At 53.4% G+C, this 12,804-nt stretch carries 15 protein-coding genes; 5 read left to right on the top strand and 10 right to left on the bottom strand.

Translation table 11 applies throughout. From position 1 onward, the window contains the following. The first annotated feature begins 83 nt into the window (after positions 1–83). Genes EJE49_RS07905 through EJE49_RS07895 form a run of 3 tightly spaced genes read left to right on the top strand, consistent with a single transcriptional unit; the run spans position 84 to position 2,534 of the window. A complete protein-coding gene (locus EJE49_RS07905) occupies positions 84–1,064 on the top strand; it encodes a biotin--[acetyl-CoA-carboxylase] ligase (RefSeq protein WP_124949877.1) in 981 nt (326 codons plus the stop codon). Positions 1,065–1,068: 4 nt separating this feature from the next. Beyond that, entirely contained in the window at positions 1,069–1,779 is a 711-nt protein-coding gene (locus tag EJE49_RS07900) for a type III pantothenate kinase (RefSeq protein ID WP_124949876.1), read from the top strand. Beyond that, the gene (locus EJE49_RS07895; protein ID WP_124949875.1) at positions 1,776–2,534 is read left to right on the top strand and encodes an SPOR domain-containing protein; all 759 of its coding nucleotides are present in this window, start codon (positions 1,776–1,778) and stop codon (positions 2,532–2,534) included. The genes EJE49_RS07900 and EJE49_RS07895 overlap by 4 nt, the downstream gene beginning before the upstream one ends. Here the strand turns inward: EJE49_RS07895 and EJE49_RS07890 are convergent. The 5 genes from EJE49_RS07890 to EJE49_RS07870 form a co-directional block, all read right to left on the bottom strand. Next, positions 2,531–4,087 (bottom strand): HDOD domain-containing protein, encoded by a 1,557-nt coding sequence (locus tag EJE49_RS07890; RefSeq protein WP_124949874.1) that lies wholly within the window; start codon positions 4,085–4,087, stop codon positions 2,531–2,533. The genes EJE49_RS07895 and EJE49_RS07890 overlap by 4 nt on opposite strands. Before the next feature lie 142 nt (positions 4,088–4,229). Then, positions 4,230–4,649, bottom strand: coding sequence for a large conductance mechanosensitive channel protein MscL (gene mscL, locus EJE49_RS07885; RefSeq protein WP_124949873.1), 420 nt, complete (start codon positions 4,647–4,649; stop codon positions 4,230–4,232). A 234-nt stretch (positions 4,650–4,883) separates the two neighbouring features. After that, entirely contained in the window at positions 4,884–5,294 is a 411-nt protein-coding gene (locus EJE49_RS07880) for a putative toxin-antitoxin system toxin component, PIN family (RefSeq protein WP_124949872.1), read from the bottom strand. Beyond that, complete coding sequence (locus EJE49_RS07875; RefSeq protein ID WP_442267848.1) at positions 5,294–5,536, bottom strand: ribbon-helix-helix domain-containing protein; 243 nt, start codon at positions 5,534–5,536, stop codon at positions 5,294–5,296. Before EJE49_RS07875 ends, EJE49_RS07880 begins: the two co-directional genes overlap by 1 nt. Positions 5,537–5,729: 193 nt before the next feature. Beyond that, a complete protein-coding gene (locus EJE49_RS07870) occupies positions 5,730–6,842 on the bottom strand; it encodes a porin (RefSeq protein WP_124949870.1) in 1,113 nt (370 codons plus the stop codon). A 458-nt stretch (positions 6,843–7,300) separates the two neighbouring features. Between EJE49_RS07870 and EJE49_RS07865 the strand changes: the two genes are divergently transcribed. Continuing rightward, positions 7,301–7,582 (top strand): type II toxin-antitoxin system RelE/ParE family toxin, encoded by a 282-nt coding sequence (locus tag EJE49_RS07865; RefSeq protein WP_124949869.1) that lies wholly within the window; start codon positions 7,301–7,303, stop codon positions 7,580–7,582. Positions 7,583–7,592: 10 nt separating this feature from the next. Continuing rightward, on the top strand, positions 7,593–7,883 hold the full coding sequence (locus EJE49_RS07860; protein WP_124949868.1) for a HigA family addiction module antitoxin: 291 nt from the start codon (positions 7,593–7,595) through the stop codon (positions 7,881–7,883). 136 nt (positions 7,884–8,019) lie between these two features. Here EJE49_RS07860 and EJE49_RS07855 read toward each other — a convergent pair whose 3' ends face one another. The 5 genes from EJE49_RS07855 to EJE49_RS07835 are packed head-to-tail and all read right to left on the bottom strand — an operon-like array spanning position 8,020 to position 12,792. Continuing rightward, positions 8,020–9,240, bottom strand: coding sequence for an ABC transporter permease (locus EJE49_RS07855; protein WP_124949897.1), 1,221 nt, complete (start codon positions 9,238–9,240; stop codon positions 8,020–8,022). Further along, positions 9,240–9,938 carry an ABC transporter ATP-binding protein gene (locus EJE49_RS07850; protein ID WP_124949867.1) on the bottom strand — a complete coding sequence of 233 codons (699 nt, stop codon included), beginning with the start codon at positions 9,936–9,938 and terminating at the stop codon, positions 9,240–9,242. The genes EJE49_RS07855 and EJE49_RS07850 overlap by 1 nt, the downstream gene beginning before the upstream one ends. 3 nt (positions 9,939–9,941) lie before the next feature. Continuing rightward, positions 9,942–11,081 carry an efflux RND transporter periplasmic adaptor subunit gene (locus EJE49_RS07845; protein WP_124949866.1) on the bottom strand — a complete coding sequence of 380 codons (1,140 nt, stop codon included), beginning with the start codon at positions 11,079–11,081 and terminating at the stop codon, positions 9,942–9,944. Continuing rightward, the gene (locus EJE49_RS07840; RefSeq protein ID WP_124949865.1) at positions 11,081–11,446 is read right to left on the bottom strand and encodes a hypothetical protein; all 366 of its coding nucleotides are present in this window, start codon (positions 11,444–11,446) and stop codon (positions 11,081–11,083) included. The genes EJE49_RS07845 and EJE49_RS07840 overlap by 1 nt, the downstream gene beginning before the upstream one ends. An 8-nt stretch (positions 11,447–11,454) precedes the next feature. Beyond that, positions 11,455–12,792: a TolC family protein gene (locus EJE49_RS07835; protein WP_124949864.1), complete on the bottom strand. Its 1,338-nt coding sequence runs from the start codon at positions 12,790–12,792 to the stop codon at positions 11,455–11,457. Between the last annotated feature and the right edge of the window lie 12 nt (positions 12,793–12,804).

Here is a 12,804-nt window from a genome sequence, read left to right as displayed (position 1 = left end):
TATCGCCTTAAATATCTGCCGTTATTTTACGTATTTTGCATGGTCTTAAGGTAAGATTTCGCTTATTTCCGCATACACCCTACGTGCATACTTTATTACTGCCTTTATTGCGCACGCTTTCGGATGGCAAGTTCCACTCCGGCGAAACCCTCGCACAACAGTTCGGGGTGTCACGCGCCAGCATCTGCAATACACTCAACACTGCCAGCAGCATGGGCATAACCTTACACAAAATTCGCGGCCGCGGCTATCGTCTGCCCATCGCCCCCGACTGGCTGGATGCCGCCCTGATCAATACTGCACTGGGCGTTAACGCTGCCAATTTCAGCATCGAAGTTGTCAACAGCATCGATTCGACCAACGCCGCCTTACTGCGCGCACCATCCGACGCACCGCACCGGCATTGCCTGGTGGCAGAAACCCAGCACGCGGGCCGTGGCCGGCGTGGCCGCGTATGGCAAAGCGTACTGGGTGGCAGCCTGACCTGTTCGATACGCTGGCGCTTCAATCAGGGCATGGCCGCTTTGGCCGGGCTGAGCCTGGCGGTAGGCGTGACTTTGTTGCGTACCTTGCGCCAGTTTGGCATAGACGAAGTGCAACTGAAATGGCCCAACGACGTATTGTGGCAGCATCGCAAACTTGCAGGGATCTTGATCGAAGTACAAGGTGACGTGACCGGACCTACAGTGGCGATTATCGGTATTGGCATCAATCTGCAACTGCCCGAGACCGTGAGAGACAGCATTGATCAATCGGTTACCGACCTCACCGAAATACATGGCGCTCTTATCGACCGCAATGCATTGCTTGCTGCACTGCTTAGCCATTTGCACGAAGTCATGGATGAATTCGAACAGCACGGCCTCAGCAATCTGCGCCATGAATGGCAAGCCGCGCACGCGTTTGCCAATAAACCAGTTCGCGTGCTCATGGCCAATGGCAGTGAAATAATCGGCGATGCCATCGGCCTGGCCGAGAATGGCGCCCTATTGCTGCACACGGCGGATGATAAGCAAATTGCGGTCAACAGCGGCGAAGTGCACTTAACGCGCAGAGCACCCTGACGCCATGAACTTACTCGCTATCGACGCTGGCAATACACGCATCAAATGGGGGCTGCACGACGGCCAACAGTGGCAGCAGCGCGGCTATCTTGCCCACGACGAAATCGGTTTATTGCCGACACACATCTCTTCTGCAGATCACATCATCGTCAGCAATGTCGCCGGTGCATCTGTCGGCCTCGCCATCGCCGCAAGCTTTCCTGCCGCCAACACCATTCATGCCACACCCCGGCAATGCGGAGTAAGTAATCACTACGAACAACCGAGCCAGCTCGGTAGCGACCGCTGGGCGGCTTTAATCGCTGCTCACCAGCTTGGTGCCAGCACAGCGCTAATTGTCGGCGCGGGTACAGCACTTACTGTGGATGCGCTGCATGCCGGCGAATTCCTGGGCGGCATCATTGCCCCCGGCTACCAGCTCATGCGCTCAGCACTCACACAGAACGCTGCGCAACTGAAAGTCAGCACCGGCACATTTGCCAATTTTCCCGGCACCACTGCCGATGCCATTACCAGCGGCTGCCAGTTGGCACTCATTGGCGCGATTGAGCATATGGCCGCAACACTGCAACAACGCACGCAACAACCCGTACAAATCTGGCTGAATGGCGGCGATGCCGATTTATTGGCACCGCATCTTTCGCTTCCCGTACGTTTAGAGGACAATCTGGTACTCACCGGATTACATATTATTGCCCAAGAGGTATTCGCTTGAGACTACTGGTTTTATTACTACTGCTGCTCAATTTAGTCACCTTTGCCTGGATACAGTGGGGCCAGCCTGCACCGCAACCCGCCCCTGCCGAACTGAATCCGGAAAAAATCCGCATAGTCACTGAGCCTGCCCTGCCCGCTAAAGCCGAACCTGAACCAGCACCTGCCCCTGTCGTCGCAACAGCAGATGCAGCGAAAACCGCTGCCACGGTCGCTGATGCCGCACCAGCCAGCGCCGAATCAGCCACACCGCCTGAACCGGAAAATCCTGCGCCCGAAGCCAAACCGGTGATTCCTGGCGTATGCATAGCATGGGGGCCGATCGCGATCAACCGCGTCGAAGATGCGCAAATCCGCCTGAACCGCCTAAAACTTGGCGATCGGCTTAGCTCGGAAGATGCGGCTACCCACGGCGGCCCTTACTGGGTGTACTACCCACCGCTCAGAACCAAAGAAGATGCCGACAACAAGGTGACCGAATTACAGGCAAAAGGGATTAAAGATGTAACCGTGGTACGCGACGGCAAATGGCAGAACGCGATATCCATGGGGCTATACTCCAAGGAAGCCATTGCCAATGTCCGCGTCGAGAATTTGAAGAAACTGGGTATTGCTGCTCATATCGAAGCACGGGGCAAAGCTGCGCGCACCTTTACCCTGAGCAACCTGAGCGCTGACGAACATGACAAAATCAGGAAAATCCAGGCCGAATTTGGCGGCCCGGTATTGAAAAAAACCGCCTGCAAAACGCCTTAGCGCGGCAACAGCGCCGTCATGATTTGCGCCTTAAGCGTTTTGATTAGCGCCGCTTCATCCGACGGCACACCCTCGGCCGCTACGCAGGCCCGATCTGCGTAAAGCAAACCAAAAGGCTGCTTGTGCACCACCAGCGGCAGCACAATAAAGCTCGCTGCATCCGGCAATAATTTGGTATGCCAGGCCGGCATCAGCGCGCGCACATTCGCCACAGTCGCATCCGAAATCAGCACATCCACATCATTCTGCATCGCCAGATGGAATATATCGCGACTGCTCACGACAGGGAATACAAAACCAGCCTGACGATGCTGGTTATCTTCACCCAAAGAAATACGCGCGCGGAACTGCTGCGATTTGACGTCTTTAATACACGCTGTAGCAAAACGGAACCCCATACTGTGGTACAGCGTCTCCAGCACCAGCATGATCAGGTCATTCACTTTGCAGCGCCCCGAAGCCACCATCTCGGTCACATCCTGCACCCCCGCCAGCAGCAAATCACGTGCATTTATCGGCTTGCCGCTGGGGTGACGCTGGCCGTTCTGCACTGCACGCACATCGGCAGCCACCAACAGAAAACCATCCAGCGCACTGTCTATCCCCGACGATGTCACAACGACTGGCTCAGGCACCACAGCAGCAGCGGGCACCATCATCGGACAGATGGTATTGGTCAGGGTCTGCGTATCTTCTGCAACTCGTGCCAGCAACTCATTTAACGTGGCGCTATCCAGATCCAGTGCAGCGCCGTACCGGCCCAGCAAATTTCGGGTCATCAATCCCGTATCTGTTTTGCCCGTGTGAGATAACAACATGACCACTTCCGAACTGAAAGCGGCCACTTGCTGCAGCCAGTCCTGCCGTGTTGCAGCGGCTTTTAATGCACTGGATGGCAAAGGTGCCAACGCTTTGATAATGGTAGAAGGAATTTGCCACTGACGCAGCACCGCTTCGGCCAGACTGTCAAAACCGCAGCCCAGCACCTGCATTGCCGCTTGTGCCGGCGAGCAGGCACCCGTCGCGCTCAAGGCCATGATTTCTTCATAGGAATCCGGATCATGCATCACTACCAGCAGGCGGCCGAGATTTTTGAACAATCCGACCACAGATGCCTCTTCTGCATCCTTGAATGAACTGCGCCGCGCCAATTCGCGCCCGACCAGGCTTGCGCCCAGTGCATGCACCAGCTCACGCCGCACGCTCTGGGCAGACTTGCCGCTCATGCCCTCGACCAGCAGCATAGTCAGCGCGATCGTCTTCACCGCATCGAAACCGAGCAGAAAAATCGCTTTGGAAATAGTTGTTACCGGAGCGCCCGACGCTGTGCGATAGCCGACGGTATTGGCCATGCTTAATATCTTCTGCGTTAATGCCACATCGGATAAAATGAAATGCGCCAGACTGTGCACAGCTTCATGGTTGGATGAAGCAATCTGTACGACTTGAGACACTGAGCTACCCAAAGCGGGCAACGCAGAATCTTCCTGTATTTTTTGTTGTAAGCGCTTACGCCGCTCGGCGACTGCATCGCCGTCAGCTGAACCGAACATCACCACCACCTGCCCCCTTCTTATTTTATAAGGCGCATTGTTACACAACCTGAAAAAAAGACCAATGCAGTCAATTTATCCAGGTTGCGCTTGCCCACTCATGCCAGAATACTCATGAACCGGGCAGGTGCTGGCCCAATTCTTATTTTTTCAGGCTATCACGAATCTGGCGTAACAACACAATTTCTTCAGCCGGCTCGGCTGGGGCCGCTGGTGCAGCAGGGGCCTCTTTCTTCATTTTGTTAATAGCCTTGACCGCAACAAAGATAGCCAGTGCAACGATGGTGAAATCCACTACGGTATTAATGAACGCACCGTATTTAATCAATGGCGCGCCGGCTTTTTCTGCCAGTTCCAAAGTGGCAAAAGTCCGATCACCCAGATTCAGGTACAGCTGCTTGAAATCCACCCCGCCGACCAACTGACCGACCATAGGCATAACGATATCTTTAACAAACGAATCGACGATTTTGCCAAACGCGCCGCCGATGATCACACCCACCGCCAGATCGATCACATTACCCTTGATTGCAAACTCTTTAAACTCACTGATAAAGCTCATTTGTCTTCTCCATTATTAAAAATACAGATTAACTCATATCACTGAATCCGCGCTAGTCGTGCAAAGTTAACGATTGTTAAATTCTCTTCCCAACCAACCAAGCAACTTGCTACATGGGTTAATGGCAAAAAAAAACAGGCGACTGAAGTCGCCTGTTTTAAACTCTGACTGGCTAATGCTCTCCTGTTTATCTGATCGTCGAAAAAACAAGTCTAATATTTGCATTTATACGATTCATAGCAACTCGGCGCAAAATACCGCAGGCGTGACAATTCGAGTGCGCTCAATATGCCCTCGTTGCAGCAAACCAGCACGCCGATCACCCGTCACCAGATAGTCTGCATCGCCCGCCAAGGCCATAGCCAGCAAAAATGCATCGTCAGGATCAGCAGTTTTAATCTCAATGGTCAGACGCTCCAGCACCACGGCGCGTTGCAGATTATTGATCATGACGCCAACCTTGGCGGCTTGCAGAACAGCCTGCAACTTGGGATAGCGACTGGCTCGCCGAATTTCATCGAGTTGCAACCGTGACGTCACCACTTCAAAGCGAGCCGAACGCCAGGCACGATAGAGCCTATCTGGCGCACCATACGGCGAGATTAGCGCACTGAATAGAATGTTGCTATCCAGAACGACCCGCATCAGCGCTTACGCGCCCACTGAATGGCTTCATCAACCATCGCGGTTAAATCGGCTTCGTTCACATTTGCATTAGCAGATTTCACCTGTTCGGCTGTCAGTTCCAAAATATGCGCTTGCACTGCCTCTTCAATAAAACGCGACAAATCACCTTTTCTGCCCCCGCCCTGGCTTGCCAGAAACATGCGCAGGGATTGATCGGTATCGGCAGAAACAGCAACATTCCAGCGTATCGTATTCATCATTCTCTCCATAATCGGTGTATATGCGTTTATACACCGGTGTTTATAACTATGCAAGGACGCATTGCTTCTCTATCACAACAGGTATTCCTGCCTTGTATATCCAGTACGCCAATCAGTGACGAAAAAAAACAGGCGACCGAAGTCGCCTGTTTTAAACTCTTTTAAACCCTAGCTGGCAAATGCCAGCGCGAGATTAGAAGGAGTGCTTCAGACCCAAAGACATACCGCTTACAGTGTCACCTGCGCCTACACCCGTAGCTGGGTTGTATGCGAAGTTGTAAGCCGCACCAGCATCATTGCTGATCTTGGTGTACAACGCGTACACAGTGGTACGCTTGCTGAATGCGTAATCAGCACCTAAAGTGTACAACTTTGCGCCGTTAGAAACGGTTGCTGATTGGTTATCGCTACCTGCGTTAGCATAGGATGCCTTAAGCGCAGTTGCGCCCATCTGGTATTTACCAGACAGGAACCAGGTACGGTGGCCGTATAAGTTAGAACCCGCATTGAAATTGTCATCGGTTTTCTCATACAGAGCAGCCAAAGTGAAATCCATGATGCTGTAAGAAGCACCAAGTTTCCATGCTTTTTCTTCAACGTTGCCATTACCGGCTGGTGCAGCAAGAGTACCAGTGCTAGCAGAACCGATATTATGACGTTCGTAAGCAGCGGTCAGGTACAAAGGACCTGCTTCGTACATCGCAGCCAGAGAGTAAGCGTTACCGGTAGAAGCAGAACCGGAAGTTGCTGTTTCAGCACCAAATACATAAGAACCAGCCGCGCTGAAACCGGAGAAGTTAGGTGTCAGGTAAGCAACTGTGTTGTTGGTGCGCTGGTCAAAATAGCTACCCGCTGCTGTGGCAGTTGAAGCGCCAACCAAACCGTTGTAGTCGCCCAAGGTGTCAGCAAACACGTCAAAACGGCCGGTAGACATTTTGTATGGGGTGTCATGCTTACCTACGCGTACTTCACCCAGATCTTTGCTCTTCAAGCCAACAAAGGTGTTACGCATACCAGCACCAGCAAAAGCACCAGTGCCAACGCCGTCTGAATTAATCTGCTGTTCAATCTGCCAAGTAGCAGCTAAACCGTTACCCAGATCTTCAGTACCTTTGAAACCGATACGGGAAGCGTAATCAGACACACGACCAACACGCTTGGTAGAATCACCAGCACCAGCGTTGTTGTTGGTAACAGAATCAACACCAACAGACATCAAACCATAGACATCAACGTTGCTGGTAGCAGCCATTGCAGGTGCAGATACAGCGGTAGCGATAGCCAGCGCGATCAGTTTTTTGTTCATATGAATCTCCAATTGGAAAAGTAAAAGTACTTCCTTATCAGGAAGCTGAGGCGATTGTGCCTGATGGGGTATGCCAGTCGCAAGTGCTTTTTAGCTTTGTGTTGTTTTTTTGCAACGAGTTGGCTATTTTGTCCGCAATCCATGTCTAGCTAGAACTTACTCATCTTAACTATTTATAGATTTCAATCGCCTATAGTCGGCAGCTAAGACTTGGCATTAACAAAGACACATAATACGGAGAAGATAGTGTGCGGCTGAATGTTTTATCCGATAAGCCAAAAGATGTGCCTCGCATGATTTTGCGCGACTGGAGCACTAACTTTCTTACATTCAATTGCCTTATATGCCAGATGTTGCAGGATATCGCTACGCTTAACCCAGCCTGTGAAATTCACTCCCCAATTCGGCCAGAGTATAATTGCATTGGCATACCATAACGCTATGCGTTATAGTTATATATGATTATTAACTTCGCTTCCAAGGAAACTGAAAAAATTTGGCATGGCAACGTGTCTCGCAAGTTTCCGCGCGATATTCAGCAAGTTGCTTTACGCAAGTTATTTATGCTGGATAAGGCACTATTATTAAATGACTTGCGTGTGCCGCCAGCCAATCGGCTTGAGGCACTAAAACATGATCGCAAAGGGCAACATAGCATCCGCATCAATGACCAATGGCGTATTTGTTTTATCTGGTCGGCTAATGGCCCCAGCGCAGTTGAGATAGTGGATTATCATTAAGGAGTACGACATGGATAAATTACATAACATTCACCCTGGCGAAATTTTGCTCGAGGAATTCTTGCAACCGATGGCTATTAGCCAAACAAAACTCGCTCATGCCATCAGTGTGCCGCCTCGCCGCATCAATGAGATCGTTTTAGGTAAACGTGGCATTACCGCTGATACTGCGCTACGCCTTGCCAAGGTATTTGGCACATCTGTCCAGTTTTGGATGGGTTTGCAAGATGAATACGAGTTACGCGAAGCGCGCAATTCGATTGAAACTCAGCTAGATCAAATGATACCGATTGCTGCGTAAGCAGTTGTCGATGGCAGTTCCACTATTCTTGCATTCGATTTTTTATTTGTCATACATTGCTGGATAGTCGTATTGAAATTGCAGTACAAATTATTGCGCAAATCCTGTGCATAACACGCCTTTGTTTGCAAAGGCACTACTGGTATCTCAACGCATCGATCGGATTCATCAGCGCCGCACGGCGCGCCGGGTAGAAACCAAAGAAGATGCCCACTGCTGCCGCAACCCCGAAAGCCAGCAGCATGATGTCAAACGTGACCAGCACCGGGAACCCGGCGAATTTCTGCACCGCCCATGCCCCGCCCACGCCCAGACCCACGCCGATCAAGCAGCCAATCAGCGAAATGGCGATCGCTTCCAGCAGGAATTGCAGCAGTATGTCACGATGCCGTGCGCCGATAGCAATACGAATGCCAATCTCGCGAGTGCGCTCGGTGACGGACACCAGCATGATATTCATGATGCCTATCCCGCCGACAATCAGCGAGATGGATGCGATGGCACCCAGCACATACGACATGATGCGCGTAGCGGCGGCGGAAGCCTCGGCCATGGCAGAGAGGTTGCGCACCGTAAAATCAGCGTCGGCGCCGTCAGCGATGCGATGCCGGGCGCGCAGCAACTCATTCATTTCCTTTTCGATACCCGGCATAGCCTCGGCGGAGCTGCCTTGCACCATGATAAAACGCACACTGCCGGGAAACTGGCTGCCGAATAACTTACGCTGAGCCGTGGTGATGGGGACGATCACCACATCATCCTGATCCCGCCCATCCACGCTCTGGCCTTTGGTTTCGAGCACACCGACCACCGTAAACGGGCTCTGCTTGATGCGCATGGTTTTACCCACGGGATTCTCATCACCGAAAAGATTATCGGCAACCGTTTTGCCGATCAGCGCCACGCGAGCCGCGCTACGCACATCGGCATCGGTAAAAGCAAAACCGGATTCCACCCCCCAGTTACGGACTTGCAGATAATCTGGCGTCACGCCGGTAATTGACGTACTCCAGTTATTCCCCGCGTACACCGTCGCCGCAGTGCCGGGCTGCACGGGCGCAGAGGCGGCGATATTGGGCAACTCGGCGATGGCCTGTGCGTCGGCCATAGTCAGAGTAGGTGCGGTGCCCAGCCCCATGCGCTGCCCGCCGGAAGTCGTGGCACCGGACAGCACTATAAACAGGTTGCTGCCCATAGAACTGATGGTCTCGTCGATAGCGCTTTGCGCGCCCTGCCCTACCGCCAGCATCAGCACTACTGCCGCTACGCCAATCACCATGCCCAGCATGGTGAGAAAAGAACGCAGGCGGTTGGCGATAATTGCCCGCCAGGCTTCCGCCAGCATCGCCAGCCCCATCATGCGGTGATCTCCTCAGGACGGCCATCATGTACGATTTCACCATCCTTGAAGCGCACCAGGCGCTTGGCATAGTGCGCAATATCCGGCTCATGCGTGACCAGCACCACAGTAATGCCACTGGCATTCAACTCGGTAAACAGCGCCATGATTTCTTCGCTGGTATGGCTATCCAGATTGCCGGTAGGTTCATCGGCGAGTATCAATTGCGGCTCATTCGCCAGCGCACGTGCAATCGCCACCCGCTGCTGCTGACCACCGGATAACTCATTGGGGCGGCGTTCACCGAACTTCGCCAGCCCGACTTTTTCCAGCATGGCTTCGGCGCGCTGTCTGCGCTCGCTGCCATCGGTACCCCTGTACAGCAAAGGCAGTGCAACATTATCCCGGGCATTCAGGCGCGGCAATAAGTTGAAACCCTGAAACACGAAACCGATTACCCGGTTACGCAAGTGCGCCAGTGCATCCGGGGACAGCGCCGCCACGTTTTCACCAGCCAGTCTATATTCGCCACGGGTAGGATGATCCAGACAGCCAAGCACATTCATAAATGTAGACTTGCCCGAACCGGACGGACCCATGATCGCCACAAACTCACCCTGGGCGATGCTCAGGTTCACTGATTTCAACGCGACAAACGTACCTGCCGCGGTGGCGTAATCCTTGCCTAGCTGTTTAACCTCTATGATATTAGCCATAAATCAGAATAAGCGTGACGACTGTTTGGCCTTGTTCTTATCGACCTGTTTATCTTCGACGATCACCTTATCGCCGGCTTTCAATTCACCACCCAATAATTCGGTCTGCTTGGAATCCGTTAACCCCGCCTTGATTTTGACCTGCACCGGCTGATCCGCCTGCAGCACATACACACTGGCACCGCGAGCGCGACGAGCTGGCTTGTCGGCTGATTTGCCATCATCCGTTGCCGGCTTGAAGCGCAACGCGGCATTCGGTACCAGCAACGCATCTTTGCGCCGGTCAATTTCGATATTAACGTAGGCGGTCATGCCCGGCAGCAGCTTCAAATCGGGATTATCCACGGCAACCACCACATCATAGGTAACAACGTTCTGCTGGCTGGTTGGATTCAGCCTGATCTGCCGTACTTTGCCCACAAAATCACGTTCGGGAAACGCATCCACAGTAAAGCGCGCTGCCTGTCCGACTTTCACCCCGCCCACGTCGGCTTCCGCCACTGTGGTGTCGATCTGCATCTTGCTCAGATCCTGGCCGATTTTAAACAGCGTCGGAGTCTGAAAGCTCGCAGCCACGGTCTGCCCGACATCGACTGAACGATCTATCACCGTACCGGATACCGGGGAACGGATGACGGTGTAGGAAAGATTGGTCTTATCCCTGGCCAGTTGCGCTTGTGCAACAGCGAGTTGCGCTCGCGCACCGGCCACGCCATCTTCAGCCTGATCGACATCCTGCCGCGCCACATAATCCTGCTTGAATAAGCTGCGCTGGCGCTGTGCAATGGTTTGCGCCAGTTTCAAAGCGGCTTGGGCACGCACCAGATTGGCGCTGCTCTGCGCGATTTGCGCCTGTAATAACGAAGGGTCCAGCTCCAGCAGGATTTGTCCGGCCTTTACCTGCTGGTTGTAATCCACGTAGATTTTCCTGACTGCGCCCGACACCTGGGTACCGACATTAACCAGCACCACCGGATTGAGCGTACCGTTCGCCGACACGTTACGTACCAGATCACCGCGAACAATTGTCGCCAGCTTATAACGCTCCGCCACCGGCTTGGCGGCTTTGCTGTGCCAGTAACCATAACCCGTACCGGCCAGCACCAGCGCCAACACCACCCATTTATACTTTAGCAGCTTCATCACTTCCCTTTTTGTGCCTGATCAAAATTACGCTCTGCTTCACTCAAGTGCGTAATCAATAAATGCGATACGATATTAATGCCTATCCCGGCCGACACCAGCGGCAACAAATACAATGCAATCGACAGTTCGGAGGTAAACAGCCGGTCATCCCAAATGTTTGGTGTATGCGCCGCCTTATTTGCCAGATGCTGTAATAACACCGCATCAATCCCTGCCACCACGATCAAAGCCAACCCCAGCAACAATACCGTCCGCCGGGAAATGGAACGCTTAACAACCATCACCGCGTAAATCACGCCGGGAATCAAAAATGAAAACAGTATTACCAGCACAAAAACCACCCAGAAACGCTCGTCATTCATAACTTCACCTATTCCAGCCGTCCGACAGCCTGTACCAGCGTCACTTTGGCAATGCGCCAGTTGTATTGCGCCTGCACCTGCTGACTGCGCGCATTCGCCAGACTGGCTTGCGCGCTCAATACATCCAGGATATTACCAACCCCGGCACGGTACCGACCCAGCGCCAGTTGCGCCGAAGCAGTCGCACTGCGGATCAGATCATCCGTTGCCGTCAGCGCCGCCGTTTCTGTTGCCAGCGTCTGCCAGGCACGCCACACATCCAGTGCTACCTGATTCGCCAGTTGCGCTTGCTGCGCCTGACTCGCCGTGACCTGCGCCTCGGCGGCTCGCACTTTATAAGTAGTATTGAATCCGCTAAATAGCGGCACCGCCACTGCCACGCCGACGCTGGAGCCCGCGCCATTCAAGCTGCCGTTGTCCTGATAATTCGAGCTTGCGGTGAGTGATACCGTAGGTTTTCCGGCTGCCGATGCAGCGCGCACTTGTGCCTGCGCCGCGCGCAGTTGCGCTGCTGCTGCCTGTAAATCCGGGCGTTGCTGCTGAGCCTGTAAAATCAGATCACGCACATTATCCGGCAGACTGCTGGCCGGCACCTGATCAGCCGGCGGCGCCAGCGACAGAGGCTGATCAGCAACCAAACCCATCGCATTGGTCAACACGCCCTGAGCGATACGTAGACTGCCTTCACCACGCAAGCTCGATAACCGCGCCTGCGAATAGGCCGTTTGCGCTTGCAGCACATCGGCTTTGGTATTCGCCCCAGCCTGATAACGGGCATTGGCGGCATCCAGACTGAGTTGTGCTGATTTTTCCGCCTCACGCAATGCCTCCAGCTGGGCTTGCGCGGCGAAATACTGGTAATACGCCTGCACTACGGCCAGATACACCGCGTTAACGGTCTGATCCTGAGTACGATTGGCTGCCTCCAGCGTCGCCCGTGCCGCATCGGTCTGCGCACTGCGCGTGCCGAAATCAAATAACAAATAATTTAACGACAATCCGAGATTCTTATTCGTCGCGGTAGCGCCTGTCAGCGCAATATGATCACGGCTCAAACTGGCATTGCCATTAATCGTCGGCAAATAGGCGCTCTGTGCACTGCCTAATTGCGCTGCGGCTACCCGCGTATTCGCCCATGCAGCGCGTGTCTGCGGGTTATTGCACAATGCCGTATCCACGACATCCACCAGCGTCATCGGCCCGGTGGCAACACTGCACGTTTGCACCAGATACCCCGTTACCGTAGGCGCAACTGTGGCTAGGGTATTGAATGGATCGCCCGCCGCATGCGCCGTTAACACCATGCAGCAAGACAGCGTCAGAAATGTTCGGTTAAACTGTTTCATGAATTAAATTGT

This window comes from Sulfuriferula thiophila (assembly GCF_003864975.1).
Taxonomy (GTDB): Bacteria; Pseudomonadota; Gammaproteobacteria; order Burkholderiales; family Sulfuriferulaceae; genus Sulfuriferula; species Sulfuriferula thiophila.
The sequence above is the reverse complement of the archived record's forward strand: the minus strand, read 5'-3'. Positions and strand labels throughout refer to the sequence as shown.